Consider the following 22,279-nt stretch of genomic DNA (forward strand, 5'->3'; position numbering starts at 1 on the left):
GTTGATTCAGCTATGGCATCCTTCCTGTTGTTCAAATTTCCTTACAACTTCATAGCAGCCTCGATGAATTTATCACCACGCACCTCGAAAGTTGGGTATTGATCCCAGCTTGCGCATGCAGGAGATAATAAGATAACATCTCCTTCATTTGATAAATCCGCTGCTTGTTTAACACCTGACTCCATATGATCAGCATATGCTATTTTTGCAACACCACATGATTCCGCGAATTCAGCAAATCGCTTAGCTGTTTCCCCAGCTACGACAACCGCATGAACATTACCCATATGTGGACGTAGTTCTTCGAATGAGTGCCCTCGATCTAAACCACCTGCAAGTAAAACAATCGGCTGTTTAAATGCTGCTAATGCACTGCGAGTAGCAAGTGTATTAGTTGCTTTAGAATCATTGAAGATTTTACGAGTTTGCCATTCTCGTACAAATTGAGTGCGGTGCTTAACACCCGTAAATGATGATAAAACATGCTCAATCTTATCTTTCGGACAATCCATAATGATTGCTGCTGCTACTGCTACTAGAACATTCTCTAAATTATGCTGTCCAGGAAGAGCAATTTTACTACGTTCGATAAATGGTTTACCTAACCAGTAAATCATGTCATCATCTGCACTAATTCCTAAGTAATTGATACCCTTTGTTGTGAATGGAATTTTATGTGCATGTGATTTATTTGCATAACTAGCAACTATTTCTTGATCTGCATTATAGATTAAATAGTCTGATGCATCCTGATTACGTGTTACCGCAAATTTAGCATTACTGTATTCTTCCATCGAACCGTGATAGTCAATATGCGCCTCGTATAAATTCGTCCAAATCGCTATTTTAGGTTTAAATTGTTCAGTGCCCATTAATTGGAATGAAGATAATTCGGTAACAATTACATTTTCCTCCGTAGCATCTTCAGTGACTGAACATGCTACTGTACCTATATTTCCAGCAATCAGAGGATTTAAACCACCTTGATTTAAAATATGATAAAGCAAAGTAGTCGTTGTTGTTTTACCGTTGGATCCCGTAATACCAATCATTGGTGCCTCACTTATTAAGTAAGCAAGCTCTATCTCTGTCCAGATTGGAATACCTCGTTTTACAGCATCTGCTACTAAGATATTTGTATAAGGAATACCAGGGTTTTTAACAACTAATTCGAAGCCCTCATCTAGTAAATCTTCTGGATGACGACCGCAAATCACTGTAATTCCTTGTTGTAAAAGACGTTGGGCATCCATATTTTCTTCAAAAGGTTTGGCATCATTTACTGTAACAAATGCGCCCATTTTATGCAGTAATTCCGCAGCTGCGACGCCACTTTTTGCCAATCCTAGTACAAGTACTTTTTTATGTTCCATCCCTTTTATGTTTTTCATTTCAAGACCTCCGGAACCACTGCGATCAACGCAGCAACTACTGCTGTCAACCAGAATGTTAGAACAATACGCCATTCAGACCAGCCTGATAACTCAAAATGGTGATGTAGTGGACTCATTTTAAAAATTCGTTTACCTGTTAATTTGAAACTTGCTACTTGTAAAATAACAGATAATGTTTCAGCGACAAAGATAATACCAATCAATAATAATAACACTTCATGCCCAACTAAAACTGACAGCATTGCAAGTGCCCCACCTAAAGCAAGTGAACCCGTATCTCCCATAAACACTTTTGCGGGATTTGCATTAAATAGTAAGAAACCAAGTAAAGCACCTGTTACAGCAAATGCGAATATCGCAATATCAATTTGATTGTTTACAAGTGCTAACACACCAAATGCAGTAAAAGCAATAGAGGCCGTTCCTGATACAAGACCATCTAACCCATCTGTTAAGTTGACAGCGTTAGAGAAACCTACTAACCAAAAGATCAAGAACAATACATAAAATCCACCTAAGTTTAAGGCGAAATCAGTAAGTGGTATCTGAATTGTATTATGAAAAACACCTAGACCTAATAGGAAATAGGCAGCAATCGAAATAATGATTTGTCCGATTAACTTTTGGAGGGATGTCAAACCCAAATTACGTTTGAAAATAATTTTAAGACCATCGTCTAAAAAGCCGATTAAACCAAAACCGAATAAGACGAGAATTAATACAACAGATTGTGAAGTAAAGGCATCATTTAGAAAACCTAATACAATTGTTGTTGCGATAATAGCGAATAAGAATATTACGCCACCCATCGTTGGAGTTCCCGCTTTTTTCTGATGTGATTTTGGTCCTTCTTCTCGAATACTCTGACCAAATTTCATTCGACGTAATAACGGAATAACAGCTGGTGCTGTAATAGCCGTTAAGAAGAACGAAGTGACCAAAACGATTAAAGTTGTTGCAATTGTCATGAAAATTCTCCTTCTAACCTTCTTTAGTACATGTTCTATCATAGTAGTTTCAATTCTATTTTTAAAGACTAACACACGCTATTTTTCTAAATAAACGTGAATTATGCCATCTAGTCCGATTTGTGCATCTGCTTTTGGCAGTTGAGAGGCGATTTTGGAGCCATTTCCATGCCATTCTAAACGAAACGGATACTGTAATTTTGCTATATTTTCTCTTGTTTGACCGACCAAATTAGGAACACGCACTTTCTCCACATCCCCCCATTTGTATTCTTTTTCTAATTGTCCCTTACGTTCAGTAATACCCACTTTATCATGAACATCTTCAATAATTTGCCCTACAATTGGTGCTGCAATAACTCCACCGAATTGCGTCACGTTTTTTGGGTTATCTATTGCAACATAAACAACGATTTCTGGATCATCTGCTGGTGCGAAGCCGATAAAGGATACAATATACTCGCCATCCTTATATCGCGAATTTTCAACTTTTTGAGCAGTTCCAGTTTTACCACCTATGCGTAGATGATCTCTAAATGCATTGCGACCAGAACCTAGAGCAACGACCGATTCTAACGCTTCTCGGACTTTTTTTGACGTCTCAGGTTTAATTACTTGGCGTTTTTTTACTGGTTTATAGTTTTTCAATACTTTTCCTGTTTCAGTATCGATTAGACTTTTCACAATATATGGTTGATATAATGTGCCGCCATTAATAGCTGCTGATACTGCCTGTACTTGTTGAATTGGTGTAACAGAAATTCCTTGCCCGAATGACGTTGTAGCATGCTCTACTGGACCATATGCCTTTTCAGAAAACAATATCCCACTAGACTCTCCTGCCATATTTGAGCCTGTAGTTTGCCCAAAGCCAAAATCTCGAATATATTTCTGAAGTTTTGTTGGTCCAACTCTTCTTCCTAACTCAATAAAACCCGGATTACAAGAATTTTGTACAACTTCTAGAAACGTCTCACTTCCGTGCCCTTCTCGCTTCCAACAACGCAGACGAGCACCTTCTACCACAGAGTAGCCTGGATCAAAGAATTGGTCCTTATCCAAATCAACTACTTGTTCTTCTAGCGCTGCACTTAATGTAATGATTTTAAATGTAGAACCTGGCTCAAAGGTCATCCACACTGGTAGGTTTCTGTTGTAAATTTTGGAATCAACTTTGGAAAATGAAGGAGGAGAGAATGTTGGATAGGATGCTAGCGCTAATATTTCACCAGTTTTAGGATTCATTGCAATGCCCATTGCTTGGTCTGCCTCGTATTTCACCATTGCTTGAGCAAGCTCACGTTCTACGACCTTTTGAATATCAACATCAATGGTCAGCTCCATTGTTGCACCGTCATTACCTTCTTTCCAACTATCTTGAACATGAGGTAATGCAGCACCTTTCGCATCTGTAAACAGGCGGATTGCGGAAGCTTTTCCCATCAATAAATCATCATACTGATACTCTAATCCAGCTAATCCTTGCTGATCATAGCCTGTGAAACCGATTAGCCTAGAAAGTAATTGATCATACGGATAATAACGTATGTAATCAAGCCCAGCGTAGAGTCCTGGTATATTCTTTTGTTGTATTTTTTCAGCCAACTCTTTAGATATGTTTTTAGCTTCAGGAGCAAGCTTTATTATAGACGTTTTTTGTTGCATTTTTTTTGCTAATGCTTGCTCATCTACTCCTAGTAAAGTTGCCAGCTCTTTTGCAGCTTCTAAAGGTTTATCATTTTGAGCTGGCATAAAATACAATGTTGGGGCTAGTTTATTACCAACAATCAACTTACTATTACGATCTACAATATTTCCTCTTAGACTTGAAACTGGTATTTCACGATCCCAACTTTCTTCTGCCCTTTTTGTTAACAAATCATGTTGTACAAATTGTACATGTACTAATTTTCCAATAAGCATGAGGAATAAAGCAACAAAGACAATCCACATCCACTGCATTCTTTTTTTTGTACTTTTAGTGGCCCACATTGTTCGACATATCACACCTTTTTTTCTTACAAAGTATGATATGACTCTCCGTACTATTCAAATTCTTTGCGAATTCACATGAACTATTTGTAACGTTCCTCTGGTTTTTTCATTTTCAGAATAATTTTCTTGTTTGCATTTAGTATAGTACCAGCTTTAATACTTTGTTTCTGTACATAGCCTTCACCTTGAATTTCTATATTAGCACCAGCCATTGTTTGATACGTTAAAACGTTCCGGAGTGACCAGTCTGTGAAATCAGGTACTATTGAATCTCCATCTGTCTTCAAAAATACAAAACCACTAGATAAGACTTCTGTTTTTTCTGCAGGGTATTGGTCAATAATTTTATCTCCATTACCTATAATAACCGTTTCAATGCCATTTTCTTCAAATTCTTTTTCAACATCTTCAACAAGTTGGCCTTTTAAGTTTTCCATCGTTTGAGATTTTGTTTTTTTAATTTTTTGAGGCTTAATATTTAAATACTTTAAACTACTTCCCATAACTGTATTAAACACGTTTGCTGTTGGCTCAGAGCCCACTTCTGTTGGTCCAAGCTTAGGTTTTTCCACAGCAATATACATAACTAGCTGAGGATCATCTGCAGGAGCCATACCTAAAAATGAATACAAGAACTGATTTTTCCCCCAATAGTAACCACCTGATGCTCTCGGAATTTGCGCTGTCCCTGTTTTACCAGCTACTTCATATTCCTTACTCGCAAAGTTTTGACCTGTACCTTTTTCGGAATAAATGGTAGAGGCTAAAATTTTTCTAACTTCTTTTGCCGTTTTTTCAGAAATAGGAGTGCCTTTAATTGTTGGGGTGTTCTCTTTGACGATTTTCTTCGTATTTGGATTCACGATTTTATCAATTACGTACGGTTGCATCATTTTACCATCGTTTGCTACGGCAGAAACTGCTTGAATTAATTGAATAGGAGTAACCGTAGAACCTTGTCCATAAGTAGTTGTTACCCGATTAATCGGGTATTTATCTAAAATTTGGCCAGATGCTTCATTCGGTAAATCAATTCCTGTTTTTTCACCGAATCCAAATTTTTTCATATAAGAAATAAATGTATCATCACCCATTAACTTCAATAAATGAGCCATACCTACGTTTGAAGAACGTTGTATTCCTTCTAAATAGGAAATAGGACCCCAACCTACCTGGTTACTATCTCTAATAGTTCGATCAAGAACAGTATATTGACCAGACTGGAATATAGCGTTCGGAAACCATTTACCTTCTTCGATTGCAGCTGCTAATGTAAAAGTTTTCATCGTAGAACCTGGCTCAATGGTCAACTCTGTTAACTGGTTTAACCAACTATTTTCAAGTCCTGTACCATCTTGTGGGTTATATGTAGGCCTTTGCGAAACAGCTAGGATTTCTCCTGTTTTAGGATTTGCAACGACCGCTACCATCGAATCAGGATTGTATTTTTTATAAACTTTAGACATAGAATCTTCTAAAAAGTTTTGAATGGTTTTATCAATTGTTAGATAGACATCAGCACCATCTTTTGCGGGTTTGACCATCTTGTCACTGTTAGGTAGCAAATAACCCCATACATCACTTTTATATTGAACGCTTCCATCAGTACCGGATAACTCTTTGTTGTAGATGGATTCTAGGCCCATTTTCCCTATATTTCTAGATTGTCCATCTTGTTGAGTATCCTTTAGTGCTAAGCCGACTAAGTTTGATGCAAAAATACCATTTGGATAAAACCGCTTTGTTTCTTCCATGAAAATGATACCTGGTAGCTTTTCACTTCTAATTTTCTCCATTACACCATGGCTAATATTACGTCCAGGAGCACCGAATTCTACTTGGCGGATTTCATTTCCTTGTGCATTCTTAGATTTAGTATTTAATTTGTCAAATATATCTTTTTCACTAATAGGAATATATTTTGCTAAAATCTTTGCCGTTTTCTCTTTATCTGCGACATGCATAATAGTTTTAGTTCCTTCAGAAGCCTTTGGACTAATTACTGCGACTAACCGATAGTTAATCGTATCTTCTGCGATAATTTGTCCTTGCCGATCGAGAATGTTGCCTCTATTAGCTGTAATTACTTTTGACCTTTCATATTTTGCTGCCGCTTTCGCCGCCAAAGCTTGCCCCTCTACTTGTCCTGAAACTTGGATAAAAAATACACGGAAAAACATAGCAAAAAAGAGCCCTCCATAAACGATTAACATTAGAAAGGCTCCCCATTGAAATCGAAACTTTCTCTTCATTGTCCAGACACTACTTTCACGTTTTTTTCGTTTAGCTTCAAGCCTAATTCTTTCGCTTTATTCCAAATACGCTCATATGTAGAGAGTTCACTTACCTCGATGGACAATTCCGCATTTTGTTTCTTCGTTTCATCAATTTTATTTTCGATATTTTGAATTTCAACAGATTGCGTATTTATTGCAGATTGCGTATTTAAGTTCATAACTGACAATAATGCTATTACTGTCACCATGGCCACAAGGAGAACTCTTTCTCCCTTAGATAAGATTCGTTTGGAAGGTCTAGTTGTTGGCTGCTGGACGGTTCTCTCCGGTACTGTTGGCTGTGGCTGCTGGATGTACGTTTGTTGTTGTTGCCGATTAAGCAATGCCATTTGATCACTTCCCCTTTTCTTTGATTTTTTCAGCTATTCTTAGTTTTGCTGAGCGAGCTCGATTATTTTCTTCTAATTCTTGCTCTGAAGGTAGTATCGGTTTACGAGTGAGAAGCTTTACCCCTGGAGCTAATTCTTCAGGAATAACTGGTAAACCTGGTGGTAATTCAGGTAAAGAGGATGCCTCTTTGAAGATAGTTTTACATAATCTATCCTCTAATGAGTGGAACGTAATGACGCTAACTCGTCCACCTACATTAATGACTTCCAGTGCTTGTAATAGCGAATCTTCCGCTGCTCCAAGTTCGTCATTTACAGCAATTCGAACGGCTTGGAATACACGTTTTGCTGGGTGTCCACCTTTACGTCTTGCTGCAGCTGGGATACCTTCTTTAATTAAATCTACTAGTTCCCCCGTTGTTTCAATCGGGCTTGTCTTTCTAGCTTCCTCAATTTTCCTAGCAATTTGTTTCGAGAATTTCTCTTCACCGTATCGATAGAAAATACGTACAAGGTCTTCGAATGACCACTCATTCACAACATTGAATGCGGAAAGTTCAGCAGTTGTATCCATTCTCATATCAAGTGGCGCATCTTGATGATAACTAAATCCTCGTTCTGCGTTGTCTAATTGAGGAGATGATACGCCTAAGTCGTACAGAATTCCGTCTACTTTATCTATGCCTAATGCTTCTAGTTCTTCCTTCAAGTAACGGAAGTTTGAATGTACGAAAGTTATTTTATCTAAATAAGGTGCTAAACGTTCTTTTGCATTTTCAATGGCTGAAGTATCTTGATCAAAGCAAATAAGTCTACCTTCTGATGATAATTGGCTAACTAAATATTCACTGTGTCCAGCTCCACCTAAAGTACAATCTACATAAATGCCGTCAGGACGAACGTTCAATCCATCAACGGTTTCCTTCAATAATACAGTCGTATGATTAAACAAGGTTTGTCCCTCCTCTAAATTGGTTATATATCAAAATCAATCATATTCTCAGCAATGTCATTGAAAGATTCCTCAGATTCAGCAAAATAATTTTGCCAAGATTCTTTGGACCAAATTTCAATACGATTAGAAACGCCGAGTACCACACAATCTTTTTGAACATTAGCGTGTGTTAGTAAGTTACTTGGGATATTAATACGGCCTTGCTTATCCACTTCCACCTCTGTAGCACCTGAAAAGAAGAAACGAGTAAAAGCTCTGGCATCCTTTTTTGTAACAGGTAATTGCTTCAGTTTTTCTTCCAGCTTACGCCACTCCAAAATAGGATACCCGAATAAGCAATTATCCAATCCTCGAGTTAAAATAAAGCCTTCCGTAAGGTGTTCACGGAACTTAGCAGGTATAATCAAGCGGCCCTTTGCATCAATACTATGTTGATACTCTCCCATGAACATATTACTCACCCCACTATATGAAATTAATGTACCACATCCCCCCACATTCCACCACTAATTCATTGGAAAATAAGGGCGTTTACATTAAAATGCGTAAATCGTCCTTATCAACAACGGTATTTCCACTAATTTTTCCCTTTTTGTTTAAAAAACTTCATACTTCTTAATATTATTTTATTATTTTAATGCCATAAAGTAGTATTTATCTGATATTTTTAATAAAAAAAGCTATCTCAATTGAGATAGCTTTTAATACCCTAAAAATAGGGTAATACTCATTCTATATTTATTAAAAAAAACGTCACTTTTATAATCTACATTATTCCAAATTATAAATATATTACTTGATGCAATTCATTTACTTCTAGCGGTAACTGTAAAATATCATCGATTAAAGCCACGCCATATTCATTCATATATTGGAACGGATTGAATATACGTTCCATCAAATTACCTTCCGGAATTAGCTGCCCTTCCATTTCGGTGAATCTTCGAATAGTAACATCATGTTGAAGTAATACTTCTGCTTCAATTTTTTTCAAAAGGAAATCTAATTGATTTTCATGAATATCTAGGTTTTTAATTACTAGTTTATCTAGGTGAACATCATTGTTATACAAATGCTTTTGCAATTCTGCATATTGCTGCTGTAACAACGCTTTTGTTTTTTCAATAGTCTCTTTTGCAGCATCATCATATACTTCATTAACAAAGGCCTGATGCATTTGTGCCACCTTACCACTTAATACTTCAGCAATAGTTAAATTATGTGTCTTTAATAAGTGAGCAACTTGGCGATTAACAAGTGTCATATTCATACGGGGTACAAAAACTGGCACCTTCATACCAAGTAACTCAAATGCGTCTTTTAATGTAGACCAATAAGCAAGCTCTCCTGGCCCACCAACAAATGCAAGTACAGGCAAGACCATATCTTGCATAAGTGGTCTTGTTACAACATTATTGCTTAAACAAGTAGGTTGTTCTGTTGCTATCTGTAGCATCTCTTCTTTCGTAAAATGGACATTTGCTACGTTATTGATAAACTTACCATCTTTACGTTCTAATAAGAAGCGCTCGCCTTCCTTGACATAAAACAGATTAGCATTTTCTTTTGTTGCACCAATTGGGGTACCATATCCACTTTTAGCTAATAACGCCTCACGATTTGAAACGACAGCTGCAATTTCATCAGAGTTATTGATTAATTCCTCGAAATACGGAGCCTCATATGCACGAAGCAACGGATCAGCAGCATCTAACAGAAGTAATCCCTCTTCTTTGAATAACCAGTGCATTAATTGGGCGAAAAAGTCAGTATATGTACGACTCTTTACGAGAATAGCATCAATTTTCACCAACAACTCATCAGTGTAAGCAGTTTCTCCATATTGTTGGAAGACGTTTTTTATAAAATTACGTGTATCTTCAATATCTAAAGTCGTTGTTGAAGCCATTGTTTTTTTCTTTGAACGGTCAGGATGAATAAGCTTTTGCAAGCGACCGTTTAATGCTGTAAATGTATGATTTATTTCATCAATGTCATGATCTTCGCCAGCAATCCAAAATACCGGAACAACTGGAATACCTAATTTTGCGCGCTGCTCTCTAGCCAATATTAAAACAGAAATAGCCTTATGAACAGAATATAACGGACCTGTTAATAAGCCTGCTTGTTGTCCACCAACAACAACTACCGCATTGTTTTCTAATTCTTGTAAATGTTGTTCCATTTTCACCGTTTTCTCAAATGGTGCCATAAACTCACGGATTACTTTTACGAGCTCAGCTCGACGAATCGGATGATTTTTTAGATACTCTAAACGTTGTTCAAAGGACTTTTCTTCATTTGCATAATGGAAAAACGATGAGATTGTTGATTTTTTATCTCTATAATCTACCAATAATTGATTTGTTACCGGTACATCTATTTGCTCCAGTTTCATATTAGTATAAACTCCTCTATATTGTTAACTACAATAGAGTATAGCATTTTAGTCGGTTGGATTGAAAAAAATACGCTCAGTTCATCATCGCTTATAAAATGATTCTTTGAATTATTATAATGATCCAAATAACCACATACGTAATGGTTAATAATAAAAATAAAAAACGCCATATTTTTCGGAATAACGGTAGTATTTCAATTTCTTTTGTGGAACGCCATTCAATTATCGTGAATATCATCGCAATTATGATTGCAACGATAAAAGTAATAAATCCGATATCATACCCCCATAAGAAACGAACAGACTCCGGAACAGAAAAAAACAATAAAAACGTCGTCATATCCGCTGCTCTACCAAATACTTTCCCTCGCTTCTTAGACATTTTTTTAAGTAGCGAATAAATAAGGATAAATAAGATGATTGGGCAAAGTAAGATAAAATGTAATAAAACTGACAATATATATATCATTTTTCTACACCGCCTTGTTGCAATGCCATTAATAACATATAAAGTGTCTCTAATATCGGCATTTCGTAACCACGATTTTGAGCTATCTGTAATACCCCACCAACAATCGTGCCCACTTCCATTATTCTTCCATTCAAACGATCTGCAAGCATAGAAGATGTATTTGTTGCAGTTTTTGTACATAAAGCAACTACATCATCAAAATGAAGCTGCTCTTGTTGTTCTGGGAAAGCCCCCAAGAGTTCTTTATACAATCGCTCTAATAATATTAGACTATGTTCATTCGTAATAAGAGAACCATTTTTTACATTTAGTATAGTCGTTAGTGGATTAATAAAACAATTTAATAGTGCTTTTCGTATTAGCATTTGTTCTGCATTTTCCACCCATTCCATCGGTAGATTATCGCTTGATAATTGAAAAAGCTCCTTAAAAGGTTCACCATCGCCTCTTCCTAAGGCTATTTTCATCTTACCAATACCTCTATGTACAACGCTTGAATCCGATAACTTCTCAGCTCCAAACTCCACTGAACTAAAAGCTATTTGCTTCTGAAGCAAACTCTTTACAAATTGCAAATGCATCACACCATTTTGAATAAATAATAATGGCGTGCTGTCTGGTAGTGCATCAAATAGAGATCGTAAACTTTCAAGATGAAGATATTTTACAGCAATTATCCATATTGCATCTGTTGGAAATACTTTAAAATCCTGCGAAGCTTTAGCATATGTATGGTGCGACTGTTGCAAGACATCGATTTGCAGTAGCCCTTTGTCATTAAGTTCACTTGCTTGAGCTTCTCGGTGAACAAGAATATTCATTTGGGTGTGATCTTTTTGTAGCAAGGATGCTAGCAGTAACCCAACCGCTCCTCCACCTACAACAACAATTTGCATATCGATATCTCCTTTAAATAAAAATAGACTGAGGCCCACCAAATAAAGGTAGACCTCAATAGCAACACTTATTATACAGGATAAACAGGATGTTTTCGATATGGCAATAAGATTTGTTTTGAGTCATAATAAGCCAAACGTTTTGTTATGACCTTTCTTAAATCACTAGGTGCGACGATTTCATCTACAATCATTTCGGAAGCCATTTTGTAAATATCGATTTCCTTTTTATACTCATCATGTTTTTCTTTAACAAATTGTATTCGTTCTTTCGGATCTTCAATTGCTTCAATTTTATTTGAATAAACGGCATTAACTGCTGCCTCTGGACCCATTACCGCAATTTGCGCAGTTGGAAGAGCAATACAAACATCCGGTTCAAATGCAGGACCGCACATAGCGTATAATCCCGCTCCATAAGCTTTACGCACCACTACTGAAATTTTCGGTACCGTTGCAGAGCTCATCGCAGAAATTAGTTTTGCACCATGGCGGATAATACCCGCACGTTCTACTTTTGTACCAATCATGAACCCTGGCACATCGGCTAAGAATAATAATGGAATTGAAAATGCATCACATAAATTAATAAATTTAGCCGCCTTATCTGCTGAATCAACAAATAAGACGCCACCCTTAGCCTTCGGTTGGTTCGCAATAATTCCCACCGCTTGACCATTCATACGCGCCAAACCAGTTATCAATTCCTGTGCAAATAGTTTTTTTATTTCAAAAAAACTTCCTTCATCAATTAATTGGTCGATCGCTTCATACATATCAAATGGCGCATTTTGGTTTTCGGGAATTATTTCTTCTAATGTGCGCCCTTGTTTAGGTTGTTTCCCTTCAACAACCGCAGGCTTATTGGCGAAGTTTTCGGGAAAGTAAGTTAAATAGCGACGCGCTTCAGTAATAGCTTCCTCCTCAGTTGAAACAAGGAGATCTCCACACCCACTAATCGTACAGTGCATACGTGCTCCACCCATTTCCTCAAGGGACACCTTTTCACCAATAACCTTCTCAGCCATACGTGGCGAACCTAAGTACATCGAAGCATTACCATCTACCATAACAACGATATCACAAAATGCTGGTATGTATGCTCCACCTGCAGCAGAGGGACCAAACAACAAACAAATTTGCGGAATCATCCCTGACATTCTCACCTGATTATGGAAAATACGACCTGCTCCACGACGCCCAGGGAACATTTCCAATTGATCCGTAATACGTGCTCCAGCTGAATCTACTAAATAAATCATAGGAACTTGGTTTTTCTCCGCTACCTCTTGGATACGAATAATTTTCTCCACAGTTCGAGAACCCCATGACCCCGCTTTAATAGTTGAATCATTTGCCATGACGCATACCGTTCGGCCATTTACCTTCCCCATAGCAGTGACCACGCCATCCGCTGGTAAATCACCTGCTTCACAATTCGCAAAACGTCCATCCTCTTCATACTCACCTTCATCAAAAAGAAGCGCTAAACGATCTCGGACGAACAATTTATTTGTTTCTTTTAATTTTTCATGATATTTCGGATGTCCACCTGCAAAAATCCCCTCAAGTTTGTCAGCTAGACGTTCGTTATATACTGTTTGATCAGTCATATTACGGCCTCCCCTTTGTGTTCGACGCTTATATCTACATTAGCCTAAGATGACTAATACATCATCTTCATTAACGAAGTCGCCTTCGTTCACTTTCACTTCAACAACTGCGCCTGATACTTCTACATCTACCGGAATTTCCATTTTCATTGACTCTAAAACTATGACAGTTTGACCTGCAGTTACTTCGTCTCCTTCTTTTACCTCTACACGAAATACAGTACCTGCCATTGATGCTTTAATTTCTCCCATAAATTTTATCCCCTTTGTGATTGGCTAACCATTCTGTTAGCGAACTTGTATGATAAACCCCTGATTGAAACATTTCTTCTTGTAATAAGCGTTCAAATAATAAAAGATTTGATTTTACCCCTTGTATATCTATGTCCTTGATAACCGTTTCAGAATTGGCTAATGCTTGCTCTCTTGTTTCCCCAAACACGACAAGCTTCGCAATAAGCGGATCATAGAACGGCGATACTCTATTCCCTTCAATATACCCACTATCAATACGGTGATCACCACTTTCCGGGAACATTAATACTTGCAACTTACCCGGTGATGGTAAAAACTTCTCTGGATCCTCAGCGTAAATGCGATATTCAATTGCATGACCAGTGCTCTTTATAGCTGCTTGGTCTTTTACAGGTAATGTCTTGCCTTCTGCTACTTGCAATTGCCATTCAACAAGATCCAAACCGGTAATCGCCTCAGTTACTGGATGCTCTACTTGTAAGCGTGTATTCATCTCTAGAAAATAAAATTGATTTTCCTCATCCACGATAAACTCTACAGTTCCAGCATTTGTATAACTTACAGCTTTTGCAGCATCCACAGCGGCTTGCAATAGATTTACACGCTCTGCTTCTGGAAAATGAGGTGATGGTGATTCTTCAATAACTTTTTGGTGACGTCGTTGAATTGAACAATTCCTCTCAAATAAATGAACGACGTTTCCAACATCATCACCGAAAATCTGAACTTCAATATGGCGAGCATTTGGAATATACTTCTCGATAAAAACAAGGTCATTATTAAAATACGATTTTGCACGTTTTTTTACATTTTCAAAACTATGACTGAGCGCTTGCTCATCTTCACAGCAAACCATGCCAATACCGCCACCACCAGCTGATGCCTTCAGCATGACAGGGTATCCAATTAAATTTGCAAATTGCAATGCCTCTTCTAATGAAGCTAGACCTTCATCTGAACCTGGTACAACTGGAACACCAGCGCTTTTCATCGTTTGTCGTGCTCGAATTTTATCACCCAATTGCTCAATTATATCTGCATTTGGACCAATCCAGCGAATTCCCGCAGCCTCTACTTTTCTAGCAAAATCTGCGTTTTCTGATAGCAACCCATAACCTGGATGAATATCACTTACTTGATGCTCTATGGCAAGTTGAATAATATCATCTGCCTTCAAATAAGACTGAGCAACCTGGTTTTCACCTATACGAACAGCAGTCGTCGCTTCTTTAACGAAAGGTAAATCTTGATCTGCATCTGAATAGATAGCAACCGTTTCAATACCTAGCTTGTGGCACGTTAATATAATTCTTCTCGCAATTTCCCCTCGATTAGCAATTAGAACTTTGCGCATATTCATCCCCCTTTGCTTGAACCGTTTCTCCCTTTCCTTATTAGTCTAAACGAAATAAGAAAGCGATTTCAACTATTAACTAGCAAATTTTACTTATTATTGAGTATTTTTTCTTCTTTGTGATTTTCTGCACAATAAAAAGACCATTCCAAAATAACTTCAGAATGATCTTCCGTACGAAATATTCAAGTGTGCTTTTATTGTTTAACCTTCTCTAAACCTTGTTCGAGCCATTTTACTAGCTCGTCATGCTCATGCTTTAATGTTTCATGAGATTTCTTCAATGAATGATAAGCCTCTGATAATTGATCAAAGCTCATAAGCGCTTGTTTTAGATGCGAACGCATCATTTGCTTTGGTCTAGTTTTAGCATCTTCCAATTCTACTTCATATTGCGCTCTTAGTGTTTTATTCCATCGAAAACCACAAGCTTGCTTTGTACGACCTAACTCCTCAGCTGCTTCTTCAAAACCTGCTAGCTGTGAGCGACCTTCACGAACTGCCATTAATATAATTTCCACCAAACGTGCATCATCAACCGCTAACCATTGATCTTTTCTTTTTTTAACTTCTATCTCAATCACCTCGCATTTTTATTACTATATGCGAGTTTTTCAATTTTAGAAGTTATTTTGATTTTGATAGAAAACGATTTACAGCTTCGTGATGTGCGTCACTTTCCCACAATTTCGCGCAAGTTTGAACTTCCTCCATTACGCGATCAAATAAACGCATTTCCTTCCATTTGCGAAGTTCCATTTCTTTATATGCTTTATGTACTGAAGGATGAATTTTACGCATGTCTGCGATAAACGTCTCAAGCGCTTCTTCTTTAGCTCCTTCAAATACGCGCATAGCCCAACCAATTTCATATAAATGTTCAGCTTGATAAGCTTTAGCATCCACTAACATTTTCAAGGCACGATCATGGCGTAATCCACGCTCAAATAAATATGTTCCTCCACCCCATCCAGAAGTAATTGCTAATGTCCCTTGAATGAAACCACATTTAGCTTCAGAAGCTACTAAACGGAAATCACAAGCTGTCGCAATTTCACAACCACCACCAACAGCTGCACCATTAACTAAGGCAATAGTCGGCACTGGTAATGTTGCCAACTCATATAGAATTTTGGCCATTTTACTTAGCATTCCAAAAGCTTGCTTTTCAGTTGTTAATGAATGAAACTCCGCTAAATCCCCTCCCGAGCAAAATGCGCGATCCCCCGCTCCAGTAATGACTAAAAAACGTACAGTATCATGGTCATGTACATATGTAATTACTTCTTTAAAACCTTCCATCACTTCATCATTTATGGCATTACGTCGTTCTGGACGATCAATTATAAATGTTAATACTCCATCTTGTTCTTGAAAATGATACGCCATTTAACTTTACTCCTTTTAGAATAATTAGAAAATATAAATAATATCATCATACCTGTTTTAATAGTGGAGTGCAATGTGACCCTCAAGTCGAGACCAAACCTTTAAACTTTTCCATAAAATAATCTGTAAGAATTTATTTATTATTTTCGTTTATTACTTAGTCGATACATTTTTACAAGTCTCAAAAAAGGAATATTATTATTGTTTATTGTTCAAATGCTGTTATGTATTCAATTAACTGATTAGAAGCGTTTTTAGAAACTTATGTGATTTTTATCTGTACGATATGTGGAATGGATTAGATTGAGGCGTTACGAGACATACTAATTTGAACTTAATTATAAGAATAAGAGGGAGGTTTTTCTAGACTGAAGCCCGGACGACGCTGTTCCCACAGTGGTGCCACAGAAAGTGGAGTTCTTAGACTGCTTTCCTCTCTCAAGTGCATATGGCAGTTTGTCAGGAGTCATCGACTTTCACTTTAGATATTCAACTTCTCAGGTCACTTCGGTCTCTCGGTACAAGACAAAAAGCGTCTTGTATTCGAGCCCTCCATTGCCTTTTGGAGCTAAACGGGCGTGTTCAGCATTTAAAATAAAAATAAAAATAAGAATAAGAATAAAAAAAAGACCACTAGAGAGCCATGGTCTCTTTAGTAGTCTTTCCCAGAACAAATACTGAATTATTTGCTCACAACTTCTTTACCTTTGTATTGACCGCATGCTTTACATACGTGGTGAGCCAATTTACTTTCACCACAGTTTGGGCAAGCAACCATACCTGGTAGAGCTAGTTTGAAATGTGTGCGACGTTTACGTTTCGCAGTTTTAGAAGTTCTTCTAAATGGTACAGCCATCGATGGCACCTCCTTACAGATCGGTTATTCGTCTGTTTGATCAAAATACTTAGCTAAATTAGCAAGTCTTGGATCTATTTTTTTTGTGTCATTCTGTTTTCGATAGGCTAACTCGTCCTCCATTGAAAAACTCCAATCAGAGTTATTCTTAGGTGCCGGAATTGTCGCATCTTCTTTATACACTTGCATCGGAATTTCTAATAAAATTAGTTCTTCTAACACAGGGTCAACATTTACTACTTCCCCTTCAACAATGTGAAGGTTATCATAGTCATTTTCATCAGCAGTTTCTGACCAACTGAATATTTCGTCGGACTCAATATCAAATGAAAACTCAACGTCTTCCCATGTTCGTGCACAAGGAAGTATTAGCGTGCCTGTCAATTGAAAATGACAAGTGATTTGGGATGCACCAAATGTGCAGTGCCCTTTTACATGAACAGGTGTAATCTGACGGATGTCCGGGTTACGTTTCATCACATCATCCAATTGAACTAATTCGTCAATCGGCATCCCGTTTTGGCGATATTTAGATAATTGTGGGATTGCCCATTTCATACGTTTATCACCTCAAGACAACAAAGTTGATTATATAATGCTAAATAATAGATGTCAAGATATTTTCTTGTCACTATAACAAACTCTCCGTATAATTACGTCATAGAGTGTAAATGGGGTGAAGATTTGATAGCAACCGGTGTAATTGTAGAATACAATCCTTTTCATAACGGCCATCTCCATCATATCAGACAATCACGTAAAGAAACAAATGCAGATATTGTCATTGCCGTGATGAGCGGTCACTTTTTACAAAGAGGTGAACCAGCTTTTGTCGATAAATGGTCGAGAACTCGAATGGCCCTCGCTTCAGGTGCAGATCTTGTTGTAGAACTACCATATGTGTACGCCACCGCTCAAGCATCTGATTTTGCTAAAGGTGGTATAAGTATATTAGATGCTCTGTGCTGTAACTATTTTTCATTTGGTAGCGAAGAAGGCAATATAATACCGTTTTTAAACAGTTACAGCCTGTTACAAGAGCATAACGATACTTTACAGCAGATAATAAAGGATTCTATTCAAACAGGTATGAGCTATCCTCAAGCGTTAAATACGGCATACAAACAGCTTGTCCCAATGAACGAACAGTCATTCGTTGATTTATCAAAACCAAATAATATTTTAGGTTTTCATTATATTGAAGCAGCATATAAAATTCATTCGAATATGAAAGCTGTGACGATACAGCGTATTAAGGCAGGTTTTCATGATACGATTGAAGTAGATTCAACTATCGCTAGTGCTACTGGAATAAGACAAGCAGTTTTTAAAGAGGATTCTATTGATGCTATCGCTTCTTATATGCCTCAGGCGTCTTTAAAAGGATTAGATGAATGGCAGCAATCAAATACTACTTTTGGAAGCTGGGAGGCTTTCTGGCCACTGTTACGATTTACAATCATTCGTCATACACCACAAGAGCTAGCATCTTTTGCTGAGGTGACAGAAGGTATTGAACATCTACTACTACGTTCTGCAAAAGAAAGTGAGTCATTTGAGGCATTTATGAAAAAAGTTAAATCAAAACGTTACACATGGACACGTATACAGCGTATGTTAACACATATTTTCACCGGCTTTACTTGGCAACGTTTAAAATCTTTTAAGCAACCTTCATATATTCGATTGTTAGGGATGACGAATAATGGTCAAAAATATTTATCCTTAAAGAAAAAAGAATTTAAACTACCTATTATTAGCCGTGTAGCGAGCTCTGACGACGCCATGCTAATGCAAGATATTCACTCCACCGATTTGTATATGCTTGCTCTTAACGGACCTGTAAATACAAAAAGAATGGGCTTGGATTATAAAACCCCGCCCATTCGAGTATAAAATTTATTTTTGTTGTAAGCCATTTAAATAATTTAATGCATCATCCACTGTTTTAACAGGCACGATTTTCATTTTCGTGTCTATTTTTTTTGCTGTTTCTACAGCTACTTCATAATTTGTTTTAATTCCTGGATTTAATTTCTTTACTTCATCCGTTATCGTGTCGTCGGGAGCAAAGAAGACTTCAATACCCCCGTCATCTGCAGCAATTATTTTTTTATCAATGCCACCAATTCTACCAACTTCGCCTGATTCAAGCATTTCGCCTGTACCCGCTATGTTATAACCTTTTGTTAAATCGCCCTCTGTTAATTGATCGATGATTTCTAAAGTAAACATCAACCCCGCAGAAGGACCGCCAATATCATCAGCTTCTATTTTTACGTTCGGGTTAGTTGTAATTGATTTATTTTCTGTGAAAGTAATCCCAATACCTACTTTTTCCTTTGTACCAGGTATTTCTTTAAGAGTAACAGATTTAGTTTGCTCTTTTTCATCTCGAATGATAGAGAGCGTTACTTTATCACCTGATTTTTTACCCGCCAAATAATCGATCAACTCTGTTTGTCGAATAATTTTTTTCCCGTCTATTCCAATCACTTGGTCACCAGGTTTTAAAATACCATCACTAGCACCGGCTTCTAAAACATAGACAACATAAACGCCATTATAATGAATCTCGTAATCTTTATTTGCCTTTTTGAACGCAATATATTTGGCATTAAATTGAGAATCCGTCATAAGTTTTAATTGACGTAAGTTATATTCATCCTCACTTTCATGTGGGCTTCTTACTTGCGTATCTGGAAGTAATTCTTTTCGATTACTTAGTTTTGCACCAGCGTAAGTAAAGGGTGTTGCTGTGGACATCGATACCGTCATTAGACTCATTGTTCCTTTGCTATCTAAATCCGCATTTTCTACCTCTACAAATTGTGAGAGCTCATAAGCTCCACCTGGCTGCATAATATAATAAGGTAATGGATAGACAAAACCTAATACCGCAATTACAGCAATGACTATAAAACCTATTAATTTCTTGATATTCAAGACTTGCACCTCCATTTAACAAACTCTTAAGCTATATATATGACGAAACACTAGAAGGTTTGTTCGATTTTTTAAAAAAATTTTAGCATATGTGAAATTGACTTACAAAAAGATAAGAATGGGTGAAGCTAATTCTCGTTTCTCGTATGAACATCATTATTTGTTGGGTACTTATTGCTTTATTACTTTTGCAACCAGGTATTGCTCATGAAGGGGCAGATGTTGGTATTAAATTATTTATGAACGCCCTCTTCCCTTATTTATTACCTTATTTAATATTGACCCAATGGTTACTACGACTGACAAATAAAGGTGGTAGTAATTCTTCTAAGACAGCTCTTTACTTGAAAGCATATGGCATAAGTGCATTAGGAGGATTTCCAACTGGTGCTGCGACAATTGCCTTTATGACAAAGGAACAACAATTAACACTGCGAGAAAGTAAGTTTCTACTTGCTATTTGTCATGCCCCTAGCCCACTCTTTATGATCGGTTTTGTTGGTTATGAATTACTTAAAAACGCCACAATTGGTTGGCAAATATTACTGCTAATGCACAGTGTAAATTTATTGATCCTTGGCATTTTCATATTATTTTCTAAACGACCTACTGAAACAATAACTGCGAAAAAGGAAGTAAAACGCGACCCATTTCCATTAATTGAAAGTATGAAAGGTAGTATTCCTACTGTCCTTTTAGTTGGCACAACTGTCATATTTTTCACAACAATTAGTCATGTGATTGCAAAAACATTACTTCATTTGTTTCACGATTTGCCTACAATTTTGGCAGTTTCATTATATGCAGTGTTAGAGATGACATCTAGTTTACATATTGCAACACAATCATTTGCTAGTTCTCCTTATTTACCTTTATGGCTCATAACTATTTTAACGATACAAGGTTTGAGTATTCATTTGCAAGTTGCTGTTTTAGCAAAGGATGCTGATATCCCTCTTGTTCCATACTTTTTAATGCGACTAATTATGGTACCTGTAATCCCTCTAATGTACTGGATTATTTTCTTGTGAAAATCACCGCAAAAAAGGCTGTTTTATGATATATATCATAAAACAGCCTTACTTTATTTCGAGTTGAATTTTTCTTTTAATGCAAATTCAACGATATCTGGTACTAGACCATGGATATCTCCACCATATTGTGATACTTCTTTAACAATACTAGAACTTAAAAATGAGTACTGGTTTTTCGTCATAATGAAAAACGTTTCAATTTGCTCGTCAAGGAAGCGGTTCATCGATGTTATCTGCATTTCATACTCAAAGTCAGAAACTGCACGTAAACCACGTACTATAGCATCTGCATTTCGTTTTTTTGCATAGTCGATTAATAACCCAGAAGATGAATCCACTTTAACATTAGGCATGTCGAACGTTACTTGTGTAATTAAATCCATTCTTTCATCCACATTAAATAATGGTTTTTTCGAGGAATTATTCATCACAGCAACATAAACTTCATCAAAAATATCGGCGGCACGTTTTATAATATCTAAATGTCCGTTCGTAATTGGATCAAAAGTCCCTGGTACAACAGCAATTTTATTCAATGGATTCTCCTTCTTCCTTCACAGAACGATATAATGAAATAATAATGCTACCATAACTCTCTTCACGTATTTTCTCGAAATGTAGGAAGTTGTCTGGTAAATCCGTATCACGATCATGCTCACAAACAATCGTACCTGAGCTTGAGATAACATTATTCGATACTATTTCTTCTACTAAATCATAATATTCTCGTTTTTTATAAGGTGGATCTAAAAAGATCAAGTCAACTTGCACCCCTTTTTTTATAAGGGCTTTCATAGCTCTAACCGCATCGTTCCGAAAAAGCTCAGTTTGCTCTTCATAACGACATTTTTGTATGTTTTCTTTTAGATTTTGGAAGGCACGTCCATCTTTTTCAATGAAAATACCTTTATCCATACCTCTACTAATGGCTTCAATACCAAGTCCACCACTACCTGCAAATAAGTCCAAAACGGAACCTCCGTCAAAAAACGGACCTAGTATATTGAATAATGATTCTTTAACTTTATCTGTTGTTGGTCTAGTGGTTGTGCCAGATACCGCTTTTAAAGGCATCCCTTTTCTGTCACCAGCAATCACTCTCATTGTTTCACCAAACCTTCTCTT

General features: G+C 37.0%; 22 protein-coding genes. 2 read left to right on the plus strand and 20 right to left on the minus strand.

Going from position 1 to position 22,279, the window contains the following annotated elements; translation table 11 throughout:
- Positions 1-41: 41 nt before the first annotated feature.
- The 17 genes from murD to ACZLO7_RS17945 all read right to left on the minus strand — a co-directional run bounded on the left by murD (position 42) and on the right by ACZLO7_RS17945 (position 17,732).
- Positions 42-1,391, minus strand: a complete 1,350-nt coding sequence (murD, locus tag ACZLO7_RS17865) for a UDP-N-acetylmuramoyl-L-alanine--D-glutamate ligase (protein WP_464937747.1) — start codon at positions 1,389-1,391, stop codon at positions 42-44.
- Positions 1,388-2,362, minus strand: a complete 975-nt coding sequence (gene mraY, locus ACZLO7_RS17870) for a phospho-N-acetylmuramoyl-pentapeptide-transferase (RefSeq protein WP_464937748.1) — start codon at positions 2,360-2,362, stop codon at positions 1,388-1,390. Before mraY ends, murD begins: the two co-directional genes overlap by 4 nt.
- 78 nt (positions 2,363-2,440) lie before the next feature.
- Positions 2,441-4,354 (minus strand): stage V sporulation protein D, encoded by a 1,914-nt coding sequence (locus ACZLO7_RS17875; RefSeq protein WP_511261360.1) that lies wholly within the window; start codon positions 4,352-4,354, stop codon positions 2,441-2,443.
- Positions 4,355-4,437: 83 nt separating this feature from the next.
- A complete protein-coding gene (locus ACZLO7_RS17880) occupies positions 4,438-6,570 on the minus strand; it encodes a penicillin-binding protein (RefSeq protein ID WP_464937750.1) in 2,133 nt (710 codons plus the stop codon).
- 35 nt (positions 6,571-6,605) lie between these two features.
- Positions 6,606-6,983, minus strand: a complete 378-nt coding sequence (gene ftsL / locus ACZLO7_RS17885) for a cell division protein FtsL (protein WP_464937751.1) — start codon at positions 6,981-6,983, stop codon at positions 6,606-6,608.
- A gap of 4 nt (positions 6,984-6,987) precedes the next feature.
- Positions 6,988-7,935 carry a 16S rRNA (cytosine(1402)-N(4))-methyltransferase RsmH gene (rsmH, locus tag ACZLO7_RS17890; protein ID WP_464937752.1) on the minus strand — a complete coding sequence of 316 codons (948 nt, stop codon included), beginning with the start codon at positions 7,933-7,935 and terminating at the stop codon, positions 6,988-6,990.
- 23 nt (positions 7,936-7,958) lie between these two features.
- On the minus strand, positions 7,959-8,390 hold the full coding sequence (mraZ, locus tag ACZLO7_RS17895; RefSeq protein WP_464937753.1) for a division/cell wall cluster transcriptional repressor MraZ: 432 nt from the start codon (positions 8,388-8,390) through the stop codon (positions 7,959-7,961).
- Positions 8,391-8,719: 329 nt separating this feature from the next.
- Positions 8,720-10,336 (minus strand): bacillithiol biosynthesis cysteine-adding enzyme BshC, encoded by a 1,617-nt coding sequence (gene bshC / locus ACZLO7_RS17900; protein WP_464937754.1) that lies wholly within the window; start codon positions 10,334-10,336, stop codon positions 8,720-8,722.
- A 91-nt stretch (positions 10,337-10,427) separates the two neighbouring features.
- Complete coding sequence (locus ACZLO7_RS17905; protein ID WP_464937755.1) at positions 10,428-10,808, minus strand: DUF3397 family protein; 381 nt, start codon at positions 10,806-10,808, stop codon at positions 10,428-10,430.
- Positions 10,805-11,707, minus strand: a complete 903-nt coding sequence (locus ACZLO7_RS17910; protein WP_464937756.1) for a 2-dehydropantoate 2-reductase — start codon at positions 11,705-11,707, stop codon at positions 10,805-10,807. Before ACZLO7_RS17910 ends, ACZLO7_RS17905 begins: the two co-directional genes overlap by 4 nt.
- A gap of 71 nt (positions 11,708-11,778) precedes the next feature.
- A complete protein-coding gene (locus tag ACZLO7_RS17915; protein WP_464937757.1) occupies positions 11,779-13,320 on the minus strand; it encodes an acyl-CoA carboxylase subunit beta in 1,542 nt (513 codons plus the stop codon).
- Between the two features lie 39 nt (positions 13,321-13,359).
- Entirely contained in the window at positions 13,360-13,572 is a 213-nt protein-coding gene (locus tag ACZLO7_RS17920; protein ID WP_464937758.1) for an acetyl-CoA carboxylase biotin carboxyl carrier protein subunit, read from the minus strand.
- Positions 13,559-14,929, minus strand: a complete 1,371-nt coding sequence (locus ACZLO7_RS17925) for an acetyl-CoA carboxylase biotin carboxylase subunit (protein WP_464937759.1) — start codon at positions 14,927-14,929, stop codon at positions 13,559-13,561. The genes ACZLO7_RS17920 and ACZLO7_RS17925 overlap by 14 nt, the downstream gene beginning before the upstream one ends.
- A gap of 197 nt (positions 14,930-15,126) precedes the next feature.
- Positions 15,127-15,513, minus strand: coding sequence for a transcriptional regulator (locus ACZLO7_RS17930; RefSeq protein WP_464937760.1), 387 nt, complete (start codon positions 15,511-15,513; stop codon positions 15,127-15,129).
- Between the two features lie 43 nt (positions 15,514-15,556).
- Complete coding sequence (locus tag ACZLO7_RS17935; protein ID WP_464937761.1) at positions 15,557-16,318, minus strand: enoyl-CoA hydratase/isomerase family protein; 762 nt, start codon at positions 16,316-16,318, stop codon at positions 15,557-15,559.
- Positions 16,319-17,000: 682 nt separating this feature from the next.
- Positions 17,001-17,174, minus strand: a complete 174-nt coding sequence (gene rpmF / locus ACZLO7_RS17940; protein WP_038183775.1) for a 50S ribosomal protein L32 — start codon at positions 17,172-17,174, stop codon at positions 17,001-17,003.
- Positions 17,175-17,198: 24 nt separating this feature from the next.
- Positions 17,199-17,732 carry a YceD family protein gene (locus tag ACZLO7_RS17945; RefSeq protein WP_464937763.1) on the minus strand — a complete coding sequence of 178 codons (534 nt, stop codon included), beginning with the start codon at positions 17,730-17,732 and terminating at the stop codon, positions 17,199-17,201.
- 126 nt (positions 17,733-17,858) lie between these two features.
- On the opposite strand from ACZLO7_RS17945, the gene ACZLO7_RS17950 reads away from it, so the two are divergent.
- Positions 17,859-19,070: a nucleotidyltransferase gene (locus ACZLO7_RS17950; protein WP_464937764.1), complete on the plus strand. Its 1,212-nt coding sequence runs from the start codon at positions 17,859-17,861 to the stop codon at positions 19,068-19,070.
- Positions 19,071-19,073: 3 nt separating this feature from the next.
- Here the strand turns inward: ACZLO7_RS17950 and ACZLO7_RS17955 are convergent, their stop codons facing one another.
- Positions 19,074-20,129: a SepM family pheromone-processing serine protease gene (locus ACZLO7_RS17955; RefSeq protein WP_464937901.1), complete on the minus strand. Its 1,056-nt coding sequence runs from the start codon at positions 20,127-20,129 to the stop codon at positions 19,074-19,076.
- Between the two features lie 113 nt (positions 20,130-20,242).
- On the opposite strand from ACZLO7_RS17955, the gene ACZLO7_RS17960 reads away from it, so the two are divergent.
- A complete protein-coding gene (locus ACZLO7_RS17960; protein WP_464937765.1) occupies positions 20,243-21,151 on the plus strand; it encodes a hypothetical protein in 909 nt (302 codons plus the stop codon).
- Positions 21,152-21,204: 53 nt separating this feature from the next.
- Here ACZLO7_RS17960 and coaD read toward each other — a convergent pair whose 3' ends face one another.
- Positions 21,205-21,690, minus strand: coding sequence for a pantetheine-phosphate adenylyltransferase (coaD, locus tag ACZLO7_RS17965; protein WP_464937766.1), 486 nt, complete (start codon positions 21,688-21,690; stop codon positions 21,205-21,207).
- Entirely contained in the window at positions 21,683-22,258 is a 576-nt protein-coding gene (rsmD, locus tag ACZLO7_RS17970; RefSeq protein ID WP_464937767.1) for a 16S rRNA (guanine(966)-N(2))-methyltransferase RsmD, read from the minus strand. Before rsmD ends, coaD begins: the two co-directional genes overlap by 8 nt.
- Positions 22,259-22,279 lie beyond the last annotated feature (21 nt).

The organism is Viridibacillus sp. d25.2, assembly GCF_055456015.2.

Bases quoted from the DNA above. Each gene is read 5' to 3' on its own strand.
- murD (WP_464937747.1), bottom strand. From the start codon at position 1,391: ATGAAAAACATAAAAGGGATGGAACATAAAAAAGTACTTGTACTAGGA.
- mraY (WP_464937748.1), bottom strand. From the start codon at position 2,362: ATGACAATTGCAACAACTTTAATCGTTTTGGTCACTTCGTTCTTCTTA.
- ACZLO7_RS17875 (WP_511261360.1), bottom strand. From the start codon at position 4,354: ATGTGGGCCACTAAAAGTACAAAAAAAAGAATGCAGTGGATGTGGATT.
- ACZLO7_RS17880 (WP_464937750.1), bottom strand. From the start codon at position 6,570: ATGTTAATCGTTTATGGAGGGCTCTTTTTTGCTATGTTTTTCCGTGTA.
- ftsL (WP_464937751.1), bottom strand. From the start codon at position 6,983: ATGGCATTGCTTAATCGGCAACAACAACAAACGTACATCCAGCAGCCA.
- mraZ (WP_464937753.1), bottom strand. From the start codon at position 8,390: ATGTTCATGGGAGAGTATCAACATAGTATTGATGCAAAGGGCCGCTTG.
- bshC (WP_464937754.1), bottom strand. From the start codon at position 10,336: ATGAAACTGGAGCAAATAGATGTACCGGTAACAAATCAATTATTGGTA.
- ACZLO7_RS17905 (WP_464937755.1), bottom strand. From the start codon at position 10,808: ATGATATATATATTGTCAGTTTTATTACATTTTATCTTACTTTGCCCA.
- ACZLO7_RS17910 (WP_464937756.1), bottom strand. From the start codon at position 11,707: ATGCAAATTGTTGTTGTAGGTGGAGGAGCGGTTGGGTTACTGCTAGCA.
- ACZLO7_RS17915 (WP_464937757.1), bottom strand. From the start codon at position 13,320: ATGACTGATCAAACAGTATATAACGAACGTCTAGCTGACAAACTTGAG.
- ACZLO7_RS17920 (WP_464937758.1), bottom strand. From the start codon at position 13,572: ATGGGAGAAATTAAAGCATCAATGGCAGGTACTGTATTTCGTGTAGAG.
- ACZLO7_RS17925 (WP_464937759.1), bottom strand. From the start codon at position 14,929: ATGCGCAAAGTTCTAATTGCTAATCGAGGGGAAATTGCGAGAAGAATT.
- ACZLO7_RS17935 (WP_464937761.1), bottom strand. From the start codon at position 16,318: ATGGCGTATCATTTTCAAGAACAAGATGGAGTATTAACATTTATAATT.
- rpmF (WP_038183775.1), bottom strand. From the start codon at position 17,174: ATGGCTGTACCATTTAGAAGAACTTCTAAAACTGCGAAACGTAAACGT.
- ACZLO7_RS17945 (WP_464937763.1), bottom strand. From the start codon at position 17,732: ATGAAATGGGCAATCCCACAATTATCTAAATATCGCCAAAACGGGATG.
- rsmD (WP_464937767.1), bottom strand. From the start codon at position 22,258: ATGAGAGTGATTGCTGGTGACAGAAAAGGGATGCCTTTAAAAGCGGTA.